Source organism: Sabulibacter ruber, from assembly GCF_017355955.1.
In the GTDB taxonomy this organism is placed as follows: domain Bacteria; phylum Bacteroidota; class Bacteroidia; order Cytophagales; family Hymenobacteraceae; genus Nibribacter; species Nibribacter ruber_A.
Genome location: NZ_JAFFID010000001.1, coordinates 864,583 through 891,229 on the forward strand (window position 1 = coordinate 864,583; position 26,647 = coordinate 891,229).

The window sequence follows — 26,647 nt, forward strand, 5'->3', positions numbered from 1 at the left end:
CCGTTGGAGACGCAAGACCAAGAAGAGAAGCTAGAAAAAAAGAAAAACTACCCGCAAGTTATAGCAAAAGCTCTGTTAAAAATAATCCTGGGCTTGGTTATAGTAGTGGTGGTGCTGGTGGGAGCCCTCACCCTGGCTTTGCGTTTTCCGGCCGTTCAGACCAAAGTAGCCCAAAAAGCGGCCAGCATTCTCTCCAAAACCATCAACCACCAGGTGACCGTGGGCCGGGTAGACATCAGGCCTTTCAAGAGCGTGCTGCTGCAGAACGTACGCGTGCTGGACCGCCAGAAGAAAACCCTTTTTTACATTGGCGAGGCCGATGCCGACATCAGTTTCTTCAACCTCTTCAAGCCCGACCGGCTGCACATCGCATCGCTTACCTTAACGGAGCCCGAGGCCAACCTGATCAAATACAAAGGGTCAGACACGCTGAACATGAGCACGTTCATCTCGTCGCTGGCCAACCTCATCACCAAAGACACCACCCAGGCCAGCAAGCCGTTTGACTTCAAGATTGACGAAATAGTGCTCAAAAATGGGCACTTCACTTACCACAACTACAACGATCCGTTCATCCCCTACGGCCTGGATTACCAGCACCTGGACCTGGAGCGCATCAGCGGAAAATTCTCTGATATCCAGATCAAAGGCGATACCATCCATACCCTCATCACCAGCCTCACCACCATTGACAAAAAGTCCAAGACGTACCTCAAGGACCTGGACACCCGCATGACCTTCGCGCCCACGTTCTGGGAATGGGACAAGCTGAACCTGCGCGTGAACAACAGCCACCTGGCCAACTACGTGCGCTTTGACTACCGCGTGTTCTGGAACTTCAAGGAGTTCAATGACAGCATGAACGTAACCGCCTCGTTTGACAGCACTTACGTCACCTCAGATGATATTGCGCTGTTTGCGCCGGTGCTCAAAGACTGGAACGAAAAAGTGCTGCTCTCGGGCAAAGTGAAGGGCAAGGTGAAGAATTTCCGGGCGCAGGACGTGGACATCCGCTACGGCAAGTACACCCATATCACCGGCGATATCTCCGCCGATGGTTTGCCCAATTTCAGGAACACCTTCGCCGATCTGGTGCTGGGCCCCAGCTCCATCAATGCCCGCGACATCCGCCATTTCCTGCCTAAAAAAGCCTATGACATGGCGGCCCGGGCCGGAACAGTAAAGCTGAAGGGCGAATTCACCGGTTTCTATAATGACTTTGTGGCGAACGGCGCCTTCCAGAGTGCGCTGGGGAACGTGGTATCTGATATCAACCTGAAATTCGATAAAAACAACATTGACCGCTCGGCTTATAGTGGTTACCTGAGAACCTCTGGGTTTGACGTGGGCGGGTTACTGGGTGACCGGAGCGTGCTCAAAACCGTGGCCCTGGACGGGCGGGTGCAAGGCAGCGGTTTCAGCCTGGAAACGGCTAAACTGAACATTGACGCCCGGGTTAACGCCATCAACGTTAACAACTACAACTTCCGGAACATTGTGGTCAACGCCGATCTGAGCCGGCAAACGTTCAACGGAGACCTCAGCATCAAAGACCCCAATCTTAACATGTCGGCTACGGGACAAATCAATCTGCAGAACAACCGGCAGGTGTTTGACTTAAGAGCCAACGTGAAACGAGCCGATCTGCGCTCTCTCGGCTTCACGAACCAGGGCGTGGTGCTCTCCACCAATGCCGATGTGGATTTCACGGGCATCAAACTAGACGAGATTGCCGGCCTGGCTGAATTCAAAAACACCACCCTGGCTTACAGCGGCAGAACCGTCAATATTGACTCACTCACTGTTGAATCTCATTTCCATGACGGCATCCGGGAGCTGCACGTGGGTTCTGAGGTGATGGCGCTGCGGGCGGGCGGTAATTTCCTGTACTCTAGGTTATTTGCAGACCTGCAAACGCTGGTGGAGGAGTACAGGCTCAATCTGGAGAACAACCCCATCAAAATCGCCAATTACTACCGCCGTAAGTCTCCGATGCCACCGGCCTCCTACGAGGTGGATCTGGATGTGCACCTGCGGCACATTGACCCGGTGTTGCAGGCCTTTGCCCCTGGCATTTCCATCTCTGATTTCTCCACCCTGGAAGGCACGTTCCGCAATGGCCCTACCTCGGTACTCACCCTGATTGGACAGATGGACACCATCCGGTACGGCAAGTATGAGTTCTACCAGAACAACGTGGAGGTAACCTCTTCCAAGCTCTGGAACACGCCAGACGTGCTGGCCAACGCCATCATCACCTCAGACCGGCAGAACCTGGGCGGGGCGGGCAATACCGAGAAACTGTACGTGGAAGGGGTTTGGAACGAGCGCCTCATCAGCTTCTCCAGCAACATCGCCCAGACAGGCACTACCAACCGGGCCAACATAAGCGGGAACGTGGCCTTTGAGCAGGACAAGATCCAGATTGTCTTCAACCGCTCCAACATCAACGTTTTAGACAAGATTTGGAGTATTTCGCCGCAAAACACCATTGTGTTTGAAGACGGCGTAGTGCGGTTCGATAACATTACGCTTTCCAACGGGCCGCAGAGCGTGAACATTTTTGGCGTACTTTCCAGAAATCCGCAGGATTTGCTTACCGTGAATCTGACCAATTTCCGGCTGGAGAACCTGAACCCGCTTCTGACCTCTAAAATTGATGGCCGCCTGAACGGCCAGCTGGAGCTACGGGACCTGTACAAAGATGTGCACCTTACCTCCCAGATCACGGTAGACACCTTCCTGATTGACAACCAACTCATTGGTAACATTGCCGGCACCACCAACTGGAACAACCGGGAAAGCCGCATGTCGGTGGACCTGGGCATTAGTAGGGACGCTAAGAAAGTGCTTTCTCTCACCGGCACCTATGACCCGGATGGCGGGCAAAAGGAACTTGATCTACTGGCCGTGCTGGACGATGCCCAATTGAAAATAGTGGAACCGGTCCTCAAAACCATCATGTCTGACCTGGGCGGCACCATGGACGGGCGCGTCAGGATCTCCGGCCGGTTAACGGGCCCCATCCTGAAAGGCTCCGTGATGGTCACTGATGGCTCCTTTGTGTTCAACTACCTGAATACGAAGTACACGTTCTCAGACCGGGTCTTCTTTACCGAGAACGATATCTCGTTCCAGAATGTGCGCGTGCGCGACATTTACAACAACGTGGCCATTGTGAACGGGGGTATTTTCCATGACGGTTTCTCTAACATGGTGCTGGACCTGCGGGCCCGGTTCAATAGGTTCATGGTTTTGAACACCACCCGCGCCGATAACCCGCTGTACTACGGCACCGCCTTTGCCACCGGCGAGGTGACGGCCCTGGGCTCCACCTCCAACCTACAGGTGAACGTAACCGCCCGCAGCGAGAACAACACCAGCATTGCCATTCCGCTGGACAACTCCACCACATTAGAGAGGCAGAACTTTATCACCTTCGTGAACAACAACCCGGCCGTACGGGATACTGCCCGCACCGATACTACTACCACAATTGTGCGGAGAGGCGTAGACCTGAGCGGCATCAGGCTGAACTTTAATCTGGACGTGGATGAGAATGCCTACATAGAGCTGATTTTTGACGAACGCACCGGTGATATCATCCGGGGCCGGGGCCGCGGTAACATCCGGATGGAGATTGATACCCGCGGGGAGTTTGCCATGTACGGTAACTACGAGATTGTGCAGGGCCGCTACAACTTCACCATGTTGGGCGTGATCAACAAGGAATTTAATGTGCGGCCGGGTGGCACCGTGACCTGGAACGGTGATCCGTTGGAAGGGCTTTTGAAACTGACAGCCACCTATACCCAGCGCGTGTCTTTGGCGCCAATCTTGGGTGACCTGAGCCAGGAAGAACAACAATCAGCGGCGGCCAGGTCCCGGTATCCGGTAACGGCCGTAATGGAATTGGACGGTCCACTCACTACCCCGCAAATCAGGCTGAACCTGGAATTCAACGACCCTCCTAGCCTGCTGGAAGACCAGATTACCCGCTACCTGACCAACATCCGGAACGATGAACAGGAACTCAACCGCCAGGTTTTCTCTTTGCTGGCCTTCAAACGTTTATCGGCGCAGGATGAATTGCAGGTGGGCTTAGGCGTGGGTGATTTAGGCAGCAGCGTGGGCGAACTTTTCTCTAACCAGCTCAGCTATTGGCTATCGCAGATTGACACCAACCTGGAGGTAGACATTGGGGTGAGCGGCTACGGAAACCAGGTGCTGGACGATGTGCAGCTCAGGTTAAGCTATACCTTCCTGGAAGGCCGCCTGAAAGTTACCCGCGAAGGCAGCGTGAACAACAACCGCCTGGGCAATAACCGTTCTACCGCGGCCGGTGACTGGTCTGTGGAGTATTACCTGAGCAAGAGCGGGCAGTTGCGCTTACGGGCCACCTATGAAACCACGCCCCGGGACTTTGAGGCGAATGCCACAGCCAGCCGGCAAACCGTGAGCGTTCTGCACCAGGCCAACTTTGACCGGTTTGGGGAGCTGTTCCGCCGCCGTCGCCTGAGCAAACGCGCCCAACGCGCCGCCGACCGGGAACGGATGATTCGCCTGCAGGATGATACCCCAACTCCTCGGCAGAACCTGTAAATCTGTTTTGGGGCTGGTTTACAGAAAAGAGGCTGAAAAGGGGTTTCAGGCTCACGGAAGAGCTTTGCGCCTGGTCAAATAGCCGAAAGATTCGTCTACAATTCCTAGCCATTTGTCTGGGTTTTAAGCCTCTTTTTCAGAAAACACCCTAAAATCACTACCGGCTCCGTTCATCTTCTAAATAATTAGTTAATTTTGCCGGCACACGTACTTATGGCTGCAAAACCGCTTAAACATACCCGCAAGAAAAAGCTTGGCAATTACCCGCATACCATGGTGATTTTCAGTATCACTCTGGCGCTGTTTGTAATTGGTTTGTTTGGATTGCTCCTCATTCACGCTGGCAAGCTCTCCAACCTGGTAAAACAGAACATTGAAGTGCAGGTGTACCTGGACCGGGAAATCTCCCCGTTGGCCATTGAGAAACTCCAGAAAACCCTGGCCAGCAAAGAGTACATCGCCTATGACGAGAACAAGCCGCAGGTAGATTTCCTGTCTAAGGAAGAGGGCGCCAAAGAGTTCATTGACGAAAGCGGCGAAGACTTCCTGACCTTTCTGGGCGAGAACCCCTTGCGCGATGCCTTTATCCTGCGCATCAACCCAGAGTTTGCCACTTCTGACCAACTGAAAAAGATCAAGCAAGACCTGCAGAATACCCAGGGCGTGTACGAGGTGGATTACGTGGAAAGCCTCATTGATTCCATCAACCACAACCTGAAACGGGTGAGCATTGTGCTGGTAGCCTTTGCCGGCATTCTGGTGCTGGTGGTCATCATCCTCATCAATAACACCATTAAACTGGCGCTTTTCTCGCAGCGTTTCCTTATCAGAAGCATGCAGTTGGTAGGTGCCACGTCTTTCTTCATTCAGCGGCCTTTCCTGAACCGGGCTACGTTCCAGGGCCTGATCAGCGGGGCTTTGGCCTCCGTTCTGTTGTTTGGCCTCATGCAGTACGCTTACCACGAGATCAGCGAATTGTACCTGCTGCGTGACGAGAAACAGATGCTCATGCTCATGGCTTCGCTCCTAATTTTGGGCGGGGTATTGGGCTTTTTCAGTTCTTACCGGGCGGTTAAAAGGTACCTCCGGTCTTCATTAGACGATTTATATTAAGCAATATCCTTTATGGACAACAAAAATCCCTCTCCTTTTGCCTTTGGCCGCCGCAACTACCAAATCATGCTGGTTGGGCTGGTGGTGATGGCAATTGGTTTCATTATCATGGCCAATGACTCTGAACCCTACGGCTACGGCTTTATGGGGCTTACCTTGGGTCCTATCATTCTGGTAATTGGTTTCCTGATTCAATTCTTCGCCATTTTGGCAAAACCCCGCAAAAACGATTAAATGAGTATTTGGCAAGCCATCATCTTGGCCATTGTTGAAGGATTGACTGAGTTTTTACCGGTTTCCTCTACCGGACACATGGTCATCGCCTCCAGCCTCATGGGCATAAGCGCCTTTGAGTTCACCAAGATGTTCACCGTTACCATTCAGTTTGGCGCCATCCTTTCAGTGGTGGTTTTGTACTGGAAACGCTTCATTAACTCGGTTGATTTCTACAAGAAACTTCTGATTGCGGTGGTTCCGGCCCTGGGTATTGGTTTTCTGTTGAAAGACCTGGTGTACACCCTGCTGGAGCGCGTTGAGGTGGTAGCCATCAGTTTGCTACTGGGAGGTTTGTTCCTGATTTACGTTGACCGCCTGTTCAAGGAAAAGCACCACCCGGTAACTACCCCCAGCTACCGCAATGCTTTTGTCATTGGTTTGTTCCAGTGTATTGCCATGATTCCGGGGGTTTCCCGTTCGGCATCCTCCATCATTGGGGGCTTGACTCAGCGCATGACCCGCAAATCGGCCGCTGAGTTCTCCTTTTTCATGGCGGTACCTACCATGCTGGCGGCAACCACGTACAGCGTGATCAAAGACCTGTTGCACCTGGAGATTTCCGATGTACTGACGTTTGATTTGCCCAAGATTCAGGCCGGGTTCAATTCCATCACCGCACAGGAATGGCAGGTACTGGCCGTGGGCAATGTGGTGGCGTTTCTGGTAGCCATGGCCGCCATCAAGTTCTTTGTGGGTTTCCTGACCAAGTATGGCTTTAAACTGTTTGGCTATTACCGCCTGATTGTTGGCCTAGTGATTTTGTTGTTGTTAAGCATGGGGGTTGATCTCCAAGTAATTTAATGCAAGAAGCTTTTTATGATTTTGAAGCAGGAGCCATCCTGCTCATCAATAAACCGCTTACCTGGACCTCTTTTGATGTGGTGAAGAAAACCAAATTCGCCCTGCGCATCAAAAAGATTGGCCACGCCGGCACCTTAGACCCGCTGGCCACCGGCTTGCTGATCATGTGCACCGGCAAATTCACAAAACGCATTGAAGAGATTCAGGCACAGGAAAAAGAATACACCGGCACGTTTGTGTTAGGGCACACCACCCCTTCCTTTGACCTGGAAACCGAAGTAGACAGCACCTCTCCCACTGATCACCTCACCGAGGAAATGCTGCGCGAAGCAGCCAACACTTTCCTGGGTGAGATAGACCAGACCCCGCCTATTTATTCGGCGGTAAAAGTGAATGGCGAACGGGCCTATGCCATTGCCCGCCGGGGCGAGGATGCCGAAATCAAATCAAAACGCATTACCATCAAGCAGTTTGAATTAACGTCTGTTGAGGGCAACCAAGTAGGCTTTAGGGTAGTATGCTCCAAGGGAACCTACATCCGGAGCCTGGCCCGCGACTTTGGTGCGAAACTGGGGTGCGGGGCTTACCTTTCCAAACTGGTGCGTACCCGCATTGGGGACTACCGCCTGGAAGATGCCATGACCTTAGATCAACTGCAGGAACTCCGCGAAAAACAACTGGCGCACCATGATCGTCATCCAGGAGCTTAGTCAATTTCCTTCTTTATCGCACGCGGTCGTCACTTCTGGCACCTTTGACGGAGTTCATATTGGGCACCAAAAGATTCTTACCAAACTGATAGAGGCGGCCCGCCAGAGCAACGGACAGAGTGTGGTTATTTCCTATTGGCCGCACCCCCGCACGGTGCTCAAGCCAGACGATGATTCTCTGCGGCTGCTTTCTACCATTGAAGAGCGCATTGAAGCCCTGCGCCAATTTGGGGTGGATTACTTTTTGCTGCTGCCTTTCACTAGGGAGTTTGCCCAGCTTTCCTCGGAGGAATACATCCAGCAAATCCTGATCAAAACCATTCAAACCAAAAAGCTGGTGATTGGCTATGACCACCGGTTCGGGAAGAACCGCGAAGGTGGCTTTGATTACCTGCAGGCCAATGCCCAGCGCTACGGGTTTGAAGTGGAGGAAATTCCACGCCAGGACATTGACGCGGTGGGCGTAAGTTCCAGCAAAATCAGGACCGCGCTGGAGCACGGCGATGTGGCAACCGCTGCCCGCTACCTAGGCCGGCCTTACTCCCTCACTGGCACCGTAGTGAAAGGCAAACAACTGGGCCGCACCATTGGCTACCCTACCGCCAATGTGGAGCCGCAGGAAAGATTGAAGCTGGTTCCGGCCCAGGGCATTTACGCCGTAAAAGTCAGAACCGCCACCGGGTTGTACAAGGGAATGCTGAGCATAGGCACCAACCCCACGGTACAGGGCACCCAGCAGACCATTGAGGTGAACATCTTTGATTTTGAGGAAGACCTGTACGGGGAGGAAATCACCTTGCTTTTCTTTTCTTATCTCCGGCCAGAAGAGAAGTACTCGGGTCTGGAAGAACTCACCAACCAATTACACCTGGACAAAGTAGCAGCCTTACAAGTGTTAGGATAAATCAGGGAAAACCGTAACTTCACCACGGGTTTTCACGAAAGAGACAGAGGGAAGCAAACCCAAGCCTGGTTTGTCAACTAACACAAGACTGCACATGTTCAGAAGCATTCTCTCTGTTTTAGGCGGAACTGCCATTGGGGTATTCACGATCAGTCTTATCCAAAGTGGAACTGAATCCTTCTACCCTTCTTCCGTTGAAATACTTTTGAGAGAAGAGGATGTGATATCCAATACGTTCTCCAACTATCCTACAGGTGCTCTCCTTCTAAATTTACTAGGCTTTGCCATTGGTTCTTTTTTAGGAGGAATGGTAGCTGCCCGGCTTGTTCCCCATAAAAGAGTTGGACACGCCTTGGCAGTTGGTGCCTTTCTACTTGCCATGGGAATTGCCAACCTGCTTCCTGCTTATTATCCGCTCTGGTTTAAACTTGTGTCTTTCTTAATCTATTTACCTATGGCTTACTTAGGCGGGATGATGTCCATGAGGAGAATACCTTAACTCTGTTTCAGAACTGTTTTCTTGAAAACAGCCCTAATACACTTTCCTAAGAATTTCTAAAATATACCCTCAAAACGATATTGCTACTTTCCACCATTAGATTCTATGATAAATAAAGTGGTACAAGACGCTGCAGAAGCCTGCCAGGACATTCAGGACGGAGCCACACTCATGCTGGGCGGGTTTGGGTTGTGCGGCATTCCGGAGAATTCTATCCAGGAACTCCTTCGCAAGGGCGTCAAGAATCTCACCTGTATTTCCAACAATGCGGGCGTAGATGATTTCGGAATTGGCTTATTGCTGCACCGGCACCAGGTGAAAAAGATGATCTCCAGCTACGTGGGCGAAAACGCCGAGTTTGAACGCCAACTGCTCTCCGGCGAACTGGAGGTGGAATTGATTCCGCAGGGTACGTTGGCCGAGCGCATCCGAGCTGGAGGCGCGGGAATCCCGGCGTTCTTCACTCCGGCCGGCTACGGCACCGAAGTTGGCGAAGGCAAGGAAAGCCGCGAGTTCAACGGTAAAATGTACCTTATGGAAACCTGGCTTAAAGCCGATTTCGCCCTTGTCAAAGCCTGGAAAGGCGATACCGCCGGGAACCTCATTTACAAAGGCACCGCCCGCAACTTCAACCCCATGATGGCCACCGCCGGAAAAATCACCATTGCCGAAGTGGAAGAATTAGTGCCAGTGGGAGAACTAGACTCCAACATGATTCATACGCCCGGCATCTACGTGCAGCGCATCTTCCAGGGCCAGAACTACGAGAAGCGGATAGAGCAACGCACGGTTAGACAAAACTAGCCCCAACCCACAAGTGGCAACTTCCGTGGCCTCATTTTACACTTACATGGTTTGGGAGTAAACCTTTAAAGCAACCTATAGACGCATTATGGCTTTAGATAAACACGGCATCGCGAAAAGAATAGCAAAAGAACTGCAGGAGGGCTATTACGTGAATCTGGGGATTGGCATTCCTACGCTGGTGGCCAACTATATCCCCGAAGGGATGAATGTGGTCCTGCAAAGCGAAAATGGCCTCTTAGGCATGGGACCCTTCCCTACAGAGGAACAGGTGGATCCAGACCTGATCAACGCCGGCAAGCAAACGGTGACTACGCTGCCCGGCTCTGCCATATTCAGTTCTGCCGAGAGTTTTGCCATGATCCGGGGAGAGCACGTGCACCTCACCATTCTAGGTGCCATGGAAGTATCTGAGCGCGGCGACATTGCCAACTGGAAAATTCCGGGCAAGATGGTGAAAGGCATGGGTGGGGCCATGGATCTGGTGGCTTCGGCCAAGAACATCATCGTGGCCATGCAGCACACCTCTAAAGACGGCCAGTCCAAACTCTTGAAGAACTGCACCCTCCCCATCACCGGATTGGCCTGCGTAAAGAAAATTGTGACGGATCTGGCGGTGCTGGACGTGACCGAACAAGGCTTCAAGCTCCTGGAACGGGCACCCGGCGTAACGGTAGAACAGATAAAAGCCGCCACCGAAGGAAATCTCCTAGTGGAAGGCGAGATTCCGGAAATTAATCTGTAAGTAAGTTTGTTACAATTCGGTTTGAAAAGGTGAAACAAGGTACGTTTTAAGGCTATCTTCCGTAAAACACCCGAGAAACGCCTTACCTAAACCATTTACCCTGGCTTGAAAGCCTACTATTGCTTTTGTAACTTTGAACAAATGCCGTTTACTGGATGAGGCTGGTACCAGATAACTCTTAGCCCATTCTGCTTTAGCAACCCCTTGCGGTTATTTGTATTTGATTTGTAGAAAACATGAGTGAAAATACCGAACATAAACTAATACTTCGTCAGCTTACCTCCTCTGATTACAAAGAAGTAAAGCAAATCATGGAGCTGGTCTACACCAACCTGGGCGGCTCCTGGACCCAAAAAGAATTCACTACGCTTCTCAAACGCTTCCCGGAAGGCCAGCTTTGTATTGAAGACAAAGGCCGCGTGGTGGCCGCTGCTCTGAGTATCATTGTAGATTACTCTGAGTTTGGCGACAAGCACACCTATGAGCAGATTGTAGGCGGCGGAAAATTTGACACCCATGATCCCGAAGGCGATACTTTGTACGGGGTAGACGTATTCGTTCATCCAGAGTACCGCAACCTGCGTCTGGGTCGCCGTTTGTACGATGCCCGCAAGGAGCTTTGCGAGAACCTGAACCTGCGTGGCATCATCCTGGGGGGCCGTATTCCGGGCTACCGTGAGTACGCCGACCGCATGACGCCTGGCAAGTACATTGAACAGGTCCGGAACAAAGAAATCTACGACCCTATTCTTACGTTCCAGCTCAGCAACGGCTTCCACGTGAGAAAAATCATCAGAGGCTACATGCCGCAGGACGCTGAATCTAAAGCTTATGCTTCCCTGCTGGAGTGGATCAACGTGTACTACGAGGAGAAAGAAAAGCTGGTAGGTGGAACCAAACGCGTGGTACGTATTGGCGTGATCCAGTGGCAGATGCGCCAGATGACTTCCCTGGAAGACTTTGAGCAGCAGGTAGAGTTCTTTGTGGATACGGTCAGCTCCTACAAGGCAGATATGGTCATGTTCCCCGAGTTCTTCAACGCGCCCCTCATGGCCTTGTCTGATGAGTCCACGCCGTCGGCCGCCATCCGGAAACTGGCTGAGTACACCGATGGTATCCGGGAACGTCTGATTCACCTGGCGCTTTCCTATAACATCAACATCATTGCCGGCAGCATGCCCGAGTACATTGATAACAAACTGCACAATGTAAGCTACCTCTGCCGCCGTGATGGTACCTATGACAAGCAGTACAAACTGCACGTTACTCCAGACGAGTCCCAGTACTGGGGGATGCGCGGCGGTAACAAGCTGAGCGTTTTTGACACGGATTTTGGAAAGATTGGTCTTTTGATCTGCTATGACGTGGAGTTCCCAGAACTGGCCCGTATGCTGTCTGACCAGGACATGAAGATTCTCTTCGTACCGTACCAGACCGATACCAAGAACGCCTATCTGCGCGTGCGCCATTGCGCCCAGGCCCGGGCTATTGAGAACGAGTGTTACGTAGCCATTACCGGTAGCGTGGGTAACCTGCCAAGGGTGGAGAACATGGACATCCAGTACTCCCAATCTGCTGTCTTCTCCCCTTCCGATGTGGCCTTCCCCCACGATGCCATCATCGCGGAAGCCACTCCTAACACCGAGATGACCCTTATTGCCGACCTGGATCTTGATCTGCTCAAAGACCTGAACACCACCGGTAGCGTCCGCAACCTGAGAGACCGCCGCAAAGACCTCTACAACCTGAGCTGGCTGCACCAGAAAGAAGACGATTTAACCGAGATTTAAGAAATCCACCCCTAAAACAGAAAGGCCGGTACTTTGTACCGGCCTTTCTGTTTTAGGGGTGGATGGCGTTAGGCCGCCAATGTATATTTTCTAACTCTTATAACTCTCTTATGGCAGAAATTCTCTTTTTACGTTGATGTTCAAGCCGCAGAACCAGAAGATAGGAAAGGAAGAACCCTAGTATTGCTCCAACTAAAAGATACACTTTCACCTTCGGTCCGGTTGGGTGGAGCAAAGGCGCAAACCCCACTACCACCTGTACCGTTTCCAGTCTTCTGAGTTGTGCCTCCAGATGTGCCTGCTTTTCAAACAACTCAGCACTTTGCCTATATAAGTTGGTTGGGTCTAATGGCTCCCCATACACAAACCCGTTCGCCGGTCCTCTCAATGCCACCGCCGATCGCTTGATGCTGTCTATGGAAGCTATATCCAGCTTCAGTTTGTCTATCAGGCTCTGTAATTGTTCTCTGCGGGCTTGAGTGTTTCTGGTGAAGAAGGTATTGCGCTCAAAGTATTCAATAAGCGCTGCCTGAAATGGCGCGAAAAACTTACTGTCATAAAGTTCAACGTCAATCCTAAAGGGGGCACCAACCAGGAGACTATCTTCTGCGATTAAAGTCTCATCTATATTCGCATACTTGATAGATTTGATTTTGCCAGCATTCTCGGGACTGATCTTAAGATCGGCCGCCACCATCTCTCTGTTACCGTCCATAACCAAGTTAGATAAACGGGTAACCTGTCCTTCAAAAAACGTATTCCTGATTTCGGCAGGGGCCAAGGTAAGTGATGACCTATAGAATGGGCGGGTTGTCTCAAACATCAGATAACCAAGCCCGATGCCCAACAAAGTTACCCCAAGCACCACAGGCCATCTTCGTAATAGCAGGAAAAAGGTACGAATGAATTTGAGCTGAATCTTTTTACCGAAGGAGACTAGTTTCCGGAAAACTACTCTTAGGTCTATTTCATCGGTTGTTCTTTCCTCTCTTAGAGTTGGTTTGTCCATGGGGCACTAGGTTGTACTACTTTGCTCAAAAATAGAAAATTCTGGCAAAACCTTTACATAAGCGTAATCCCATTGAGGTGCTTCTGTATGGCAGATCAGCTTATAAAAGATTACCTTTACTCACTCACAGGTATTCTGTCTTGCGAGAAACGATGGTCACTTGGAGGGACTTCTCTTCCTACCATGGCTGGAGGTTTGTTCAGAATATACTATGCACCTGCCCCTTTGGCAGCTACATTAGAAAAGAACCCTATTTCTACTAAACACTTTTCGTTTGTTAAAGAATTTGATAACCACCAAAGGGTTGCCAGCAAGCAAGATCTTCAAGAATTTAGCTTCGTTAGGTTCTTTACAGCTTCTTAACTTCCTGATTCCCTTAATACTCTCTCCTTATTTGGTTCGGATCATAGGTTTGGAAAACTTTGGCCGGATAACTGTGGCCCAAGCAATTATTACCTATTTCAATATTATCACCGACTATGGTTTTTACATTACAGCCACAAAGGAAATCTCGCAGAACAGGAATGATAAAAAAATAATAGGAGCCATTTACAACGAGGTGCTCACGACTAAAGCAGTTCTGCTGGCGTTCAGTTTCATTGTTCTTATTTGCTTGGTTACCCTTATTGGGGACACCTCTTCTAAATCTCTGTTGTATTATTTATCCTTTACCTTGGTTATTGCCCAGGCGATTTTCCCGGTCTGGTTATTTCACGGCTTAGAGGACATGAAGTACATCACCCTCGTAAATTCAATCTCTAAAGTTCTTTCGGTGATACTTATCGTCCTTTTTGTTACAGGTGAAGAAGATTACATCTATATAAACTTCTTTCTGGGCCTAGGAACCATTCTGGCAGCAGGGTTTAGTTTTGTGTTTATCAAGATTAAGTATGGCTTGGTTTTCCAGCTTTCGTCTTTGGCAAAGGTGGTCCATCATTTAAGGGAGGGGAAAGATATATTCATTTCCAACTTTGCGGTTAACCTCTATTCTAATTCCAACATCCTGATCTTAGGGTTATTTGCCACCGTTGAGATAGTTGGGTTTTATAGCATCGCCGAAAAGATAATCAATGCGGTTCGGCAACTGTTAGGGGTTTACTTCCAGGCCATCTACCCTTCCATGTGCAACATGGTTACTAGCACCAAACAAAGGATTTTAGATTTCACCTTACGCCTCCACTTGCCGTTTACCCTGGCTATTTTCTTACTGTGCTCGGGGATTTATTTCTTCGCCGAGGAACTGACCATCTACTTTTCAGGGACTTCAACTCATCAGATTGTCACTCTGATCAGGCTTTTGAGCTTTGTTCCCTTTATTGTGGCACTGAATATTCCCTCTAACCAGTTGCTCCTTATATATGATTACAAAGAAAAATATAGGGCCACCCTCCTGTTTGGCTCTGTTCTGAACTTGCTTTTAAACACCGTTCTTAGTTATTTTTATCAAGCGCAGGGCACTGCTATTGCCGTGATTTTGACCGAGATATTTATCACAGCCGCCCTAATTGTTGCACTGGAAATAAAGAATCCTGTTTACAAGCTACTTTTTGTGAAACAGCCTTAAAAGAGAAATTGGTACCTTGCTCTCTGAAATGCCTTGCAATGGGAGAGGTTCAACGGGCAAGTAAGAATTGCTACCTCAACCATTCACATGAATCCTAAATTGTAGTGCTGGTTTTTCCTTGAACGGATTATTCGTAAATGATTCCCTCTAGTATAGAAAACACTGCTGGAGTTGTGGTACTGTTCAACCCAACTAAAGAGGTGATAGCGAACATGGCTTCCTATTTACCTGAAGTTGCGGTTCTTTATTGTATTGACAACTCTGAGCACAGAAATTATACTGTGGCAAATCAAATTATGTCTAATCCCAAAGTCCGCTATTTATTCAACAACGGGAACCAAGGTCTGGCTGCTGCTTTAAACAAGGGCGCATCTCTGGCGTTAGAGGATGGTTTTCAGTGGTTACTCACCATGGACCAGGACAGCAGGGCGCATAAAGACATGTTGCCAATTATGCGAAAGGCTTTGGTGGAGGAAACCTACAGCCCGGTTGGTATTCTGGCTCCTTTCCAGTTAGACAAAGACAACCAGCACCAGGTAGTGAAGGAGAAGGTTCAGCGGGTTAAAGCCGTGATGACGTCTGGGAACCTGTTAAACCTTGAGGCATTTTCCCGGGTTGGACCCTTCAGGGCAGAATTCTTCATTGATTACCTGGACTATGAGTTTTGCCTCAGACTGAAAATGCACGGGTATTCCATTCTGCGGGTAAACAAAGCTATTTTGTTTCATAATGTGGGTGATATTACCCTGAATTACTTCCTGGGTGTTAGAATTACAGCTTCAAATCACTCTCCTCTTAGAAGATATTACATTACCAGAAATCGCCTCCAGGTGATGAACATCTATAAGAAGCAATTTCCATCTTATGTGAAGAGAGACTTGTTCAATATGTTGAAAGATGTGGTAAGGATTATGCTATTTGAGAAGGAGAAATTGAAAAAGCTCTTGTATATAGGTTATGGCATCAGAGATTTCAGGAATAAACGGTTTGGCAAATTCCATGAGTAATGCAGGCGTTGCTCACCTAATACTTTTGTAGTTCAATCTAACACTCTACCAAGCTAAATAGAGGTTCTCCCTCCTTTCAAATCATACGCCATGAGCAACATGCATAATACTACTGGCTTACCTTGGGTAAGTATTATCTTGCTGAATTATAATGGCTATCAGGATACCATTGAGTGTCTAACCAGTCTTTTTAAGTTAGACTACCAGTCTTTTTCTATCATCATTGTAGACAACCATTCTTCTGACAATTCATTAGACCATATTGAACAGTGGCTGCAAAACTGTGATCACCGCAATAGCAATTTCTATTCAGATCGAAAAGTAATTGATTCTTTTCATAACCATGAAACTGTCTCGGCAGGTACTGAATGGCCGTCTCCTATCCAGGAAGGGAGTTTCATCACTACCATTCAGGCGGGAAAGAACCTGGGCTTTGCGGGCGGCAATAACATCGGAATCAAGTATGCCATTCACTACTTTGCGCCAGACTTCCTGTGGATATTGAACAACGACACGGTTGTTGCCCCTGACAGCCTAACCCAACTGGTTCTGGAAGCCCAAAAGGATTTGTCTTATGGAAAGAAAATAGGAATTTGGGGCTCTAAACTCCTGTATTACCACCAACCAGATATAATCCAAGCTATTGGGGGCAAACTAAACCTTACCTACTTAACCACCAGCCATCTGGCGGAAGGCCTTCAAGACTTACCCTCCAGCCAACCAGAAAGTCCAGCTCAGGACTATGTAGTGGGGGCCTCTCTCTTTGTTTCCAAAAAGCTGATCCAAGAAGTTGGTCTCCTGAGCGAAGATTATTTCCTTTACTTTGAAGAATTAGATTGGGCAAAAAGAGGGGAAAAAGCAGGTTTCCGGCTAGGCTACGTACCAACCAGCAAAGTTTACCACAAGGAAGGCAAGTCTATTGGGTCAAGTTCTGCTGGCAAGAAGAAAAGCGATCTGGCCGATTACCATGGACTAAGAAGCAAAATCATCTTTTTCAGGAAATTCTACCCAGAAAGAAAGCTTCAGCTATACACGGTTTTGATGGCTTCGGTTTTACTACGGCTGGGGAGACTGCAATTCAAGAGAGCCTTCCGGGCAATCAGTCTAATTGGGCTTACAAAATGAAGGTTACTTTTAGTTCTAAAATCTCCTTATCCTACTGCGTGGTGGTTTGCTCTATCATCACACTCCTGTTCAGTGGCTTTATCAAGAACTTCCTTTCTCCCTCTTTTCTTAATTTAGGTACTTTACTCGTAGACTTGCTCATTGTTTTTCAGTTAATACATATCATTCTGGTATTCACATTCTTTTACATTTATGGCCGGAAAATAGACCGAGAATACTTACTGATTGCCGCTTTCTGGGCGTTTCTTTTGCTGTTAACCTTAGGCAAAATCTTCTTTGTAGATGAGAATTCAATAAAGGAAAGGATATCTGGACTGCGCAACAATCTGTTCTACTGTCTACCTGTTATATATATCCCTCTTTTATTCCAAAAGGAAAGATATATATCCAGAAGCATTCACATCTTGCTAGGGGCAGGATTGATTTTGTGTTTGTACGCAATTTTCCAGTATACTTTTGCCTCAAGCCTTCCTTTATCCTTTTTAGCGCCTAAAGGCGAGGGCGCGTTCATGTTCTACCAGCAGGAAATAATAAGGCCTACCGCATTGGTGGGCAATACCATCATATTTGCCAGCCTCACTCTCTTTTTGTTTTGCCTTGTATTTACCAAATATATCACCCACAAAAAGAAAGTTTATCTGCTGTTTCTATGCCTTATTCTTACTGCCAACATTCTAACCTTTACCAGGGCAACTATGATAGGCTTTTTCCTATCCGGGAGTGTTATTCTGGTGCTATACTACGGTAGATTTACCTTATTATATACCATTAAGCTATTTGCAATAACTTCTATACTACTCTCTGTTCTCCTGGTTCTTGGTTTTCAATACAAAGACACCTTCATTGTTAAGCGGCTTACGGGGCGTGAAGCGAGTACCATCTCCTCCAACGAGGGGCACTTTAGTATGATTGATAATTCCATCATTTATTTGAAAAAGCACTATCTAGCCGGGTCTGGAGTAGGTTCCCAAGGACCGTCTGGGGATCCGGAAAATGTGATTATCACCGATGGATACTGGTTTCAGATGTTCCTGGAGAATGGAGTGCCTTTAGGCATACTCTATCTATTATTTTACGTTTTCTGCCTATTGTACGCGTTACAAGTACTTTTTAAAACAAATTCTATCCTCCTAAAACAGCTTTGCTTAGCCTTCCTGGGAGTAAGCGTCTATTTCTATGCCGCTTCTTTCATCAACTCTGCATTTATTGGGAGAGTAAACTTTATCTTATACTGGATCTTGTTTGGCCTAATCATGGCACTGCGTCTCATCACAAAAAGGAACCCAAATGCCGTCCTTAGCCATTGATTCCAGAATGATTCATTCTTCAGGCATAGGTGTTTACCTGAAGCACATGATCCCTTTTCTCACCCAACACTTTGAGGTCACTGTTTTAGGAAAGGAAGAAGAACTAAGCGGGCTGTTAAAGGATTTTCCTATTGCTTTTATTCCGGTTAATTCTCCCATTTACTCTCTAAAAGAACAGCTGGAGCTTTTCTCTAAGGTGCCTCCCTCAGATGTTTTTTGGTCTCCTCAATACAACATTCCACTTTTACCTGTTAGGGCCAGAAAAAGGGTGGTCACCATCCATGACACGTATCATCTGGCATATAAACACACCTTGTCTGTTGCCCAGAAGGCATATGCTACGGTGCTCTTGAATTCTGCGGTGAGGCTTTCAGATAGGGTTTTCACCGTCTCTGAATTTTCAAAGAAAGAAATTATCAAGTACACCAAATGCCCTCAGGATAAAATCAAGGTCATTTACAATGGGGTTGATGAAAATCTGTTTAACGCCTCGTTTTCAGAAAATGAGGTAAAAACCCTGAGGTCAACTCTTCCTTCCCTCCCCGAGAATTACATTTTGTACGTGGGCAATGTGAAGCCCCACAAGAACCTGATTACCCTGCTCAAAGCTTATGCAGGTCTTTCTCCTAGCATTCGTGACACCATTCACCTTGTGATTGTTGGAAAGAAAGAAGGATTTTTGACGCCAGAAGTGGAAGTGTTCAGGTTTCTGGAAAGCCAACCTCACCTGCAGTCTTGTATTCATTTTACTGGGTTTGTCCCAGATGGGCTTTTGCCATTACTTTATAAATGCGCATCTTTGTCAGTTTTTCCATCGGTGTACGAGGGGTTTGGCTTGCCGCCTTTAGAGGCCATGGCCTCTGGATGTCCGGTGATTGCCTCCAATGCCGCCAGCATTCCGGAGGTATGTGCCGAGGCGGCTCTTTACTTCGATGCTCTTGATGTGGAGGGTCTTAAAAGCAAGATGGAATACGTCTTGCTCAACAAAGACATAAGGGCAGATTTAAGTAAAAAAGGCCTAAAACATTCTTCAAAGTTCTCCTGGCTTCAATCTGCTGAAAAGCACCGGTTGGTCTTGGAGCAACTCCTTAGCTCTACCTAAGTGGTAGATTTTTCTATTACAAGAAGGCAGGTTGGGTTTTCATTTGTTTAACCCAGAAAACGATACTGGTTGTTTGTGAAAGTAGCGATTGTACATGAATGGTTCGTTGATTATTCTGGCTCTGAAAAAGTCATAGAACAGCTCCTGATGGTCTTTCCTGAGGCAAATCTGTTCGCCGTCATTGACTTCATGCCAGACCATCTAAAGCAACACATCTTCCATAAACAGGTTACCACCACCTTCATCCAGAAACTCCCGTTTGCCAGAAAACATTACCGGAATTATCTCTGCCTGATGCCCCTGGCCATTGAGCAGCTGGATGTCTCTGGGTACGATGTGGTCATTTCCAGCAGCCACGCGGTTGCCAAAGGGGTTTTAACCCATGCCAACCAACTGCATATCTGCTATTGCCACTCCCCTGCCCGCTACGCCTGGGATCTTTACCACCAATACCTCCAGGAATCTGGCTTACAATCTGGTCTGAAAGGCCTATTGGCGAAACTCATTCTCCACAGATTCAGGGCCTGGGACGTAGCCACCGTAAACCGGGTAGACTATTTCATTGCCAACTCCAGATACATCGCCCGCCGTATCAAGAAAAATTACGGGCGGGAATCCACGGTCATCCACCCGCCGGTAGACGTAGAAAATTTTACGCTTGCCCCCGCTAAAGAAGAGTTCTATTTTACTGCCTCCAGATTAGTACCTTACAAGAGAATTGATCTTATTGTGGAGGCATTCAATGAAATGCCGGAGAAGCGGTTAATTGTGATTGGGGAAGGTCCGGATTTCAACAAGGTAAAAGCAACGGCCGGGCCAAACGTAAGCTTATTGGGCTATCAACCTTTCAATGTACTGAAAGATCATTTGCAGCGGGCAAAAGCCTTTATTTTTGCAGCAGAAGAAGATTTTGGGATTACGCCGGTAGAGGCCCAGGCCTGTGGCACTCCGGTTATTGCTTTCGGGAAAGGAGGTGTACTGGAAACCGTTACTTCCCAGACCGGGATTTTCTTTCCTTCGCAAGACAAAGAAAACCTGAAACAGGCAGTTAAACTTTTTGAAGAAAAGCAGGACCTTTTTGACCAAAACGAGATCAGATCATCCGTATTAAGATTTAACCAGAAAAGGTTCAGGGAACAGGTGCGGCAGTTTGTATTTGAGAAATTCGATGAGCTTAAGCAAAACTTCTAGTTATACAGACACCTTCAGAAAAGAGGCCTATGCCCTGCTGATTTACTTATACGCCTTTTCTCTTCCCCTAAGATCTAACCTGAAAACAGTTGTACTTTTTGCGTTGATTGTTTTCTTTCTTGCCCAGAGGATTAAGCAGGAAACCAGCATCTTCTCTATTTTCAGGAACACCACCTTCAAAATTCTGGCTTTCTATTACAGCCTCTGTTTTGCGGCTATTTTCTACAGTTCAGACGCAAAAGAGGGAGTAGATTTTTTCGTGCTCCAGGTCACTCTTCCCCTGCTTCCTGTGCTGTTTTACAGGCAATTGAGTTTAAAACAGGTTCATACAGCTCTTCTGGCCTTTAGCCTCAGTTGTTTCCTGTTGTCTGTTTACGCGTTTGTTGCTATTTCTCTGGTGTATTTTGGCGAACGTCCTGAGCAGATTAGCCATTTTTCCCAGATAGATTGGGTTTATTTCTCCTATTACCTTCCGCAGAACATCAAATTCCACGCGCCCTATTATAGTTTGTACATTGGAGCCTGCTTAATTATCCATACCTATTTCCTGTCCAGATTCTGGGAAAAAGACTTAAAACGTCCTTTCTCATTTCACCTGCTGGCTTGCCTTTTTTACTTTGTATTCCTGGCGCTGCTGTCCTCCAGGACTTCTTTGGTGGCAACGGTGGTGGTCCTGGCTTTAGTGGCCGTGTACAGGGCTTTTGTCACCCGTAAATTCCTGGCTTTAGGCATTGTGGTACTTCTTACCGTTGGCGTAGGCGTGCTGGTGCTACAAAAAGTCACCTATCTGAAAATGAAATTCAGCCAGAATGCAGGGGTGGCAGAGCGAAATATGATGTGGATCTCGGCCTGGGAGATCATCAAAGAAAACCCAGTGCTGGGGGTTGGCACCGGCGATAATAGACAGGCGCTGTTAAACAAATATCAGGAGAATGATTTTGCAGAGGGCTTAAAATCCAGGTTCGATGCTCACAACCAGTTCCTCATGCACGGGGTTTCCATGGGCTTTCTTGGGGGCCTGGCGTTAATTCTTTTACTGCTGTTGCTGCTTAGACAAGCTTTTCTCAGGAAAGACTACGTGCTTTTTAGCTTTGTAGCGGTATTCACCATTTGTTGCCTCACAGAGTCATTGCTGCAAAGAAGAGACGGCACGTTGTTGTTTTCGTTTATGGTTGCTCTTATGGTTTTCGCGGAGAAAACAAGCTCCCCTGCCTTAAAGGAAAAACAGGAAACCGATATTCCGCAGGCAGTCACCCAATAGGCTGTAGCCTCAAATCCTCCTCTTGTTTCATTTCTTTGGAATGCTTCTTTCCTGGTTTCTGCTTTGCTTTTACAAAAGGGAGCGAAAACGCAGGAAGCCAGAAAAACGGGGACTCGCCCAAGTCTCTCTTGAATTTGCTATCTTCGCGGCATTAGAAATTTGAGCATGAGCAAAGAAAAACCATCCATTCCCAAGGGCACCCGTGATTTCGGGCCGGCCACGGTGGTGAAACGTAACTATATCTTTTCCGTCATCAAGCGCACGTTTGAGAAGTTCGGGTTCCTGCCGCTGGAAACCCCGGCCATGGAAAACCTCTCGGTGCTGACCGGCAAGTACGGCGATGAAGGAGACCAACTAATATTCAAGATCCTGAATTCCGGAGATTTCCTGAACAAGATTACAACCCTGGACCTGGAGCAAGGCTATAAACCGCTTACCCGCAAAATCTCAGAGAAAGCGCTGCGCTATGACCTGACCGTGCCCTTTGCGCGCTACGTGGTCATGAACCGCAACGACATCGCGTTTCCGTTCAAGCGCTACCAGATTCAGCCGGTATGGCGCGCCGACCGTCCGCAACGGGGCCGTTACCGGGAGTTTTACCAGTGCGATGCCGACGTGGTAGGCACCAATTCCCTGCTCTGCGAGGCCGAGATCATCCTGATGATGGACGAGGTTCTGAGTACCCTGGGCCTGGACGATTTCACCATCAAGTTTAACCACCGCGGTTTGCTGGCCGGTATCGCTGAAGCCATTGGGGCCAAAGGACGGGAAGCGGATCTCTGCGTGGCCATTGACAAGCTGGACAAGATAGGCCAGGAAGCCGTGAACGAGGAACTTCGGCAAAAAGACTTCTCAGAGGAAGCGGTGAACAACCTTCGGCCCATTCTGAACCTCACCGGAGACATCGCCGATCTGCTGCCCCAGTTAGACACCTTGCTGCTGGACTCAGAGGAAGGGAAACGCGGCCTGAAGGACATCCGCAGCATGCTGGCGTTTTTGGAGAGTTTTACCATAAACAAAGCAAAAATACAGCTGGACGTGACCCTGGCCCGCGGCCTCTCCTACTACACCGGCTGCATCTTTGAGGTGAAAGTGAACAACGTGCAGATGGGCAGCATCAGCGGCGGCGGACGGTATGATAACCTCACCGGCATGTTCGGGTTGCCGGGCGTATCAGGGGTTGGGTTCTCGTTTGGTGTGGACCGCATCTTTGACGTGCTGGAAGAACTCAAACTTTTCCCCGAGGACAGCCAGACCATCACGCAGGTGCTTATTTCCAACTTTGACGAAGCCTCCATGCGGTACTCCCTGCCTATTCTGCAGCAGCTTAGGGCAGCCGGAATTTCAGCGGAGCTGTACCCAGAATCAGCCAAACTGAAGAAGCAGATGGCCTACGCAGACCAGAAAAGAATCCCGTATGTGCTATTGGTAGGCTCTGAGGAAATGGAAAGCGGTCTGCTGAACCTGCGCAACATGCGTACGGGCTCTCAGGAGCGCCTGGCTGTTTCTAATATCTTGACTGTTCTACAAAACAACGCAACCGCATAATGGCTGGGCAGCACCTCATTTCTACCAATCCGCTCTCTCTTCCAGAGATCAGGGGCATTCTGAAGAACAGATTTACGCTGGCGCTTTCTGAGGAGGCCGAGAAGCTGATCGTTCGTAGTCATGAGTATCTGCACCAGCACCTGAAATCGGCTCCGGCCCCGGTGTACGGCATCAACACCGGGTTTGGGGCACTCTGCAATACGTCTATTTCCCGGGAAAACCTTGAAACGCTGCAACGCAACCTGGTAATGTCGCACGCCTGCGGCACCGGTGAGGAAGTACCCGCCGAGGTGGTCAAACTCATGCTGGTCCTGAAGGTGCAGTCACTGGCCTACGGCTACAGCGGCGTGCAGTTAAGCACAGTGAACCGTTTGCTGGCGTTCTTTAACCGCGAGGTGTACCCCATTGTGTACCAGCAAGGTTCGCTGGGTGCCAGCGGCGATCTGGCACCTCTGGCTCACCTTTGCCTTCCGTTGATTGGCTTAGGCGAAGTCCGGTTTCAGGAGTTCAAGCTCAAAGGCCACGAAATTCTGGACATCTTCAGCTGGGACCCTATCCGGCTGCAGGCCAAAGAGGGTTTGGCGCTGTTAAACGGTACCCAGCTGATGACGGCGTACGGAGCCTTGGTTTGCCTGCGTGCCCGGCAACTCTCCGCGGCAGCCGATGTGGTGGCCGCGCTGTCCCTGGAGGCATTTGATTGTTTAAGCACTCCTTTCCTGCCCCAGATTCATGGAATACGGCCCCACACGGGCCAGCTTCATACGGCAGATCGCATTTTAAGGCTACTTTCCGGAAGTGAGCTCCAAAACAAACCCAAACCGCAGGTCCAGGATCCTTACTCTTTCCGGTGCATTCCGCAGGTGCACGGCGCAAGTTTAGACGCGCTGGAGTACACCGAGAAAGTATTCACTACCGAGATCAACTCCGTAACGGATAACCCCAGCATCTTCCCCGAGGAAGACCTGATGCTTTCCGGTGGAAACTTTCACGGGCAGCCCTTGGCCCTCTCCCTGGATTTCCTGAGCATCGCCCTGGCCGAATGGGGCAGCATCTCTGAGCGGCGTACGTTTCAGTTGCTGTCGGGGCAGCGGGGTTTGCCGCAGTTCCTCATCCAGGAGCCGGGCTTGAATTCGGGCTTCATGATTCCGCAATACACCGCGGCCTCCATCGTTAGCCAGAATAAACAACTGTGTACCCCGGCCAGCGTAGATTCCATTGTTTCATCCAACGGGCAGGAAGACCACGTGAGCATGGGCGCCAATGCAGCGGTCAAAGCCTACCAGGTGGTGCAGAATGTGGAGCGCATCCTGGCCATTGAACTGATGGCCGCCGTGCAGGCGCTGGAGTTCAGAAGGCCCCTGCAAACCTCTCCGTCTTTGGAGAAAGTGGTGGCTGCTTACCGGGCGCAGGTGGCCCCGCTGGAACAGGACCGGGTGCTGCAGCCAGACATAGAGAAAAGCATCAGATTTATCCAGGATTTCCCTTTTGACGACTTGATGACGTGAGAAAACGGTTTGTACTTCTGCTTTTTGGGTTAAGCATCTTTCTGAGCTCGGGCGTGCAAGCCCAATGCTTTTTGGCCTTTAATGAGCAGAACCAACCCGTAACAACTTTTTGTGTGAACGAAACCATCACGTTCAAAGACAATTCCGGCCGACCAAACGTTACTGAGTTTTACGATTTCGATGACCGCGACGGCGTAGTACCTGACCAACCGCCCCGCCATGTGTTCCATACCCCGGGCACGTACACGGTCACCCAGCTCACGGGAGTGGGAAACCTCTGTCGCCGCACGTTTGTGGTAAAAGCCGCCGCACCACCTTCGGCCCCGGTATTGCAGAAAGTAACGCTTCAGGCGTCGTCTATTCAAATCCAACTGCAGACTACGGGTGTAAACGACCTGGTGGTGGAGCGGGCAGCTACGGCCTCGGGCACTTTTACGGCGGTTAAAACCCTGAACAGCGTAGCTTCTGGGCAAAGCCAGCACACCGTTGAGGTACCCTCTCTTGAAGGTTGCTACCGGGTACGCGTCACCAATCTTTGCTCTGGAAAGGAAGACATAGTCTCCAATACGGTTTGTGGCCAGGGTTTGACGGTGACGGCAGGAGATAGAAGAAATGACTTAACCTGGGGCCTAAACCAAAGCTCCGGGGCGGTGACCGGCTACCAACTCTTACGGGGTGGGCAACTATACCAGACTCTGCCGGGCACCCAAACCAGCTTCACCGATGAGCAGGTGGCCTGCGGCCGGCAATACACCTACCAACTTGTCGCGATTCTGCAGAATGGATCACAATCGGCTTCCCTTCCTGTGCAAGTGGAAACCAGAGGCACAACTCCTCCCTCGGCTCCTTTGCTGGTAGTTGGATTCGATCTCCAGAACCGCGTAGTACTGGAAACCATTGTCCCAGACCAGGAAACGTTCAAGGAACAGGCTATTTACCGGAGCCAGAACGGGGGCAATTTCAGCCTGATTTCTGAAAAACAACCTAAAAACGCCTTAGATGCTATGGTAGGCAATTTATCTGCTCCCGTGTGTTACCAGGTAGCGTATACCGATTCCTGCAACCTGGTGTCACCGCGGAGTGTCGCTGCTTGTCCGGCCATTCTTAAGGCTACCCTTCAGGCCGATGGCGGCGTGCAGCTTACCTGGAACAGCTATGAAGGCTTTCCTTCCGGCGTAGGCACCCAAACGCTGCAGTTGCTGGATGATCAGGGAAATGTGTATTGGAGCACCCAGGTAACAGGCCAAAACTATTTGGATGCCAAGCCGCAGACGAAGTTCCAGCGGTTAACCTACCGGTTGCTTTCTCAGGCCCAGAATGCCTCTTACACCAGTTTTTCCAATACTGCGGTCATTGACCAATCCTTTCAGTTTCACTTCCCTACGGCCTTCACCCCTAACCAGGATGGTCTGAATGATCTTTTCCGGCCGGTGGGAGCTCCTTTCGCCTCTAAATTCACTCTCCAGGTCCTGAACCGTTGGGGGCAGATTATTTTTGAGAGCAAAGACCCGCAGGCAGGTTGGGATGGGATGCACAACGGCAAACCGGCTCCCCCTGAAACCTACCTATACCGCATGGAAGCGGTTGATGTTAACGGCAAGCGTATTACCCAGAAAGGCACGGTTACCCTTATTCGGTAATGGCTTTTCGCTACTTTTGTGCTCAAACCAAGCGCATCCTTCAAAGTGAACATATCTTTACTTTTTATTTAATTAAAGGCATTTGTATCCATAGATTCAACCGCTTTTCCGGTTCCATTGAATACCTCAACTACTATCATCCAT

At 49.3% G+C, this 26,647-nt stretch carries 21 protein-coding genes; 20 read left to right on the plus strand and 1 reads right to left on the minus strand.

All coding sequences use genetic code 11. The annotated features are described in order from the left end of the window. The first annotated feature begins 3 nt into the window (after positions 1 to 3). The 10 genes from JT719_RS03675 to JT719_RS03720 all read left to right on the plus strand — a co-directional run bounded on the left by JT719_RS03675 (position 4) and on the right by JT719_RS03720 (position 12,244). Complete coding sequence (locus JT719_RS03675) at positions 4 to 4,602, plus strand: translocation/assembly module TamB domain-containing protein (protein WP_479725262.1); 4,599 nt, start codon at positions 4 to 6, stop codon at positions 4,600 to 4,602. 213 nt (positions 4,603 to 4,815) lie between these two features. Beyond that, complete coding sequence (locus JT719_RS03680; protein ID WP_207431150.1) at positions 4,816 to 5,715, plus strand: cell division protein FtsX; 900 nt, start codon at positions 4,816 to 4,818, stop codon at positions 5,713 to 5,715. A 12-nt stretch (positions 5,716 to 5,727) separates the two neighbouring features. Next, complete coding sequence (locus tag JT719_RS03685) at positions 5,728 to 5,949, plus strand: DUF3098 domain-containing protein (RefSeq protein ID WP_207431151.1); 222 nt, start codon at positions 5,728 to 5,730, stop codon at positions 5,947 to 5,949. Next, a complete protein-coding gene (locus JT719_RS03690) occupies positions 5,950 to 6,792 on the plus strand; it encodes an undecaprenyl-diphosphate phosphatase (RefSeq protein WP_207431152.1) in 843 nt (280 codons plus the stop codon). Next, on the plus strand, positions 6,792 to 7,502 hold the full coding sequence (gene truB / locus JT719_RS03695; RefSeq protein WP_207431153.1) for a tRNA pseudouridine(55) synthase TruB: 711 nt from the start codon (positions 6,792 to 6,794) through the stop codon (positions 7,500 to 7,502). The genes JT719_RS03690 and truB overlap by 1 nt, the downstream gene beginning before the upstream one ends. Further along, positions 7,480 to 8,406: a bifunctional riboflavin kinase/FAD synthetase gene (locus tag JT719_RS03700; RefSeq protein ID WP_207431154.1), complete on the plus strand. Its 927-nt coding sequence runs from the start codon at positions 7,480 to 7,482 to the stop codon at positions 8,404 to 8,406. The genes truB and JT719_RS03700 overlap by 23 nt, the downstream gene beginning before the upstream one ends. A gap of 94 nt (positions 8,407 to 8,500) precedes the next feature. After that, the gene (locus tag JT719_RS03705; RefSeq protein ID WP_207431155.1) at positions 8,501 to 8,905 is read left to right on the plus strand and encodes a hypothetical protein; all 405 of its coding nucleotides are present in this window, start codon (positions 8,501 to 8,503) and stop codon (positions 8,903 to 8,905) included. A 105-nt stretch (positions 8,906 to 9,010) separates the two neighbouring features. Continuing rightward, positions 9,011 to 9,709 (plus strand): CoA transferase subunit A, encoded by a 699-nt coding sequence (locus tag JT719_RS03710; RefSeq protein ID WP_207431156.1) that lies wholly within the window; start codon positions 9,011 to 9,013, stop codon positions 9,707 to 9,709. 88 nt (positions 9,710 to 9,797) lie between these two features. Beyond that, the gene (locus JT719_RS03715; RefSeq protein WP_207431157.1) at positions 9,798 to 10,454 is read left to right on the plus strand and encodes a CoA transferase subunit B; all 657 of its coding nucleotides are present in this window, start codon (positions 9,798 to 9,800) and stop codon (positions 10,452 to 10,454) included. A 236-nt stretch (positions 10,455 to 10,690) separates the two neighbouring features. Further along, positions 10,691 to 12,244 carry a bifunctional GNAT family N-acetyltransferase/carbon-nitrogen hydrolase family protein gene (locus tag JT719_RS03720; protein WP_207431158.1) on the plus strand — a complete coding sequence of 518 codons (1,554 nt, stop codon included), beginning with the start codon at positions 10,691 to 10,693 and terminating at the stop codon, positions 12,242 to 12,244. 97 nt (positions 12,245 to 12,341) lie between these two features. Here JT719_RS03720 and JT719_RS03725 read toward each other — a convergent pair whose 3' ends face one another. Continuing rightward, complete coding sequence (locus JT719_RS03725; RefSeq protein WP_207431159.1) at positions 12,342 to 13,253, minus strand: chain length determinant protein; 912 nt, start codon at positions 13,251 to 13,253, stop codon at positions 12,342 to 12,344. 286 nt (positions 13,254 to 13,539) lie between these two features. Here JT719_RS03725 and JT719_RS03730 point away from each other — a divergent pair, with 286 nt between their 5' ends. The 10 genes from JT719_RS03730 to JT719_RS25510 all read left to right on the plus strand — a co-directional run bounded on the left by JT719_RS03730 (position 13,540) and on the right by JT719_RS25510 (position 26,503). After that, the gene (locus JT719_RS03730; RefSeq protein ID WP_207431160.1) at positions 13,540 to 14,817 is read left to right on the plus strand and encodes an oligosaccharide flippase family protein; all 1,278 of its coding nucleotides are present in this window, start codon (positions 13,540 to 13,542) and stop codon (positions 14,815 to 14,817) included. Between the two features lie 212 nt (positions 14,818 to 15,029). Next, complete coding sequence (locus JT719_RS03735) at positions 15,030 to 15,824, plus strand: glycosyltransferase (protein ID WP_207431161.1); 795 nt, start codon at positions 15,030 to 15,032, stop codon at positions 15,822 to 15,824. 90 nt (positions 15,825 to 15,914) lie between these two features. Beyond that, positions 15,915 to 16,949: a glycosyltransferase family 2 protein gene (locus JT719_RS03740; RefSeq protein WP_207431162.1), complete on the plus strand. Its 1,035-nt coding sequence runs from the start codon at positions 15,915 to 15,917 to the stop codon at positions 16,947 to 16,949. Further along, positions 16,946 to 18,256 carry an O-antigen ligase family protein gene (locus tag JT719_RS03745; RefSeq protein WP_207431163.1) on the plus strand — a complete coding sequence of 437 codons (1,311 nt, stop codon included), beginning with the start codon at positions 16,946 to 16,948 and terminating at the stop codon, positions 18,254 to 18,256. Before JT719_RS03740 ends, JT719_RS03745 begins: the two co-directional genes overlap by 4 nt. 7 nt (positions 18,257 to 18,263) lie before the next feature. Beyond that, the gene (locus JT719_RS03750; RefSeq protein WP_207431164.1) at positions 18,264 to 19,358 is read left to right on the plus strand and encodes a glycosyltransferase family 4 protein; all 1,095 of its coding nucleotides are present in this window, start codon (positions 18,264 to 18,266) and stop codon (positions 19,356 to 19,358) included. Positions 19,359 to 19,433: 75 nt separating this feature from the next. Then, positions 19,434 to 20,549 carry a glycosyltransferase family 4 protein gene (locus tag JT719_RS03755; protein WP_341350738.1) on the plus strand — a complete coding sequence of 372 codons (1,116 nt, stop codon included), beginning with the start codon at positions 19,434 to 19,436 and terminating at the stop codon, positions 20,547 to 20,549. A gap of 364 nt (positions 20,550 to 20,913) precedes the next feature. After that, a complete protein-coding gene (locus JT719_RS03760; protein ID WP_207431165.1) occupies positions 20,914 to 21,810 on the plus strand; it encodes an O-antigen ligase family protein in 897 nt (298 codons plus the stop codon). Between the two features lie 165 nt (positions 21,811 to 21,975). Then, complete coding sequence (gene hisS, locus JT719_RS03765) at positions 21,976 to 23,358, plus strand: histidine--tRNA ligase (protein WP_207431166.1); 1,383 nt, start codon at positions 21,976 to 21,978, stop codon at positions 23,356 to 23,358. Further along, complete coding sequence (gene hutH, locus JT719_RS03770) at positions 23,358 to 24,863, plus strand: histidine ammonia-lyase (protein WP_207431167.1); 1,506 nt, start codon at positions 23,358 to 23,360, stop codon at positions 24,861 to 24,863. The genes hisS and hutH overlap by 1 nt, the downstream gene beginning before the upstream one ends. Before the next feature lie 113 nt (positions 24,864 to 24,976). Continuing rightward, positions 24,977 to 26,503, plus strand: a complete 1,527-nt coding sequence (locus tag JT719_RS25510) for a T9SS type B sorting domain-containing protein (protein WP_207431168.1) — start codon at positions 24,977 to 24,979, stop codon at positions 26,501 to 26,503. The last annotated feature ends 144 nt before the right edge of the window (positions 26,504 to 26,647 follow it).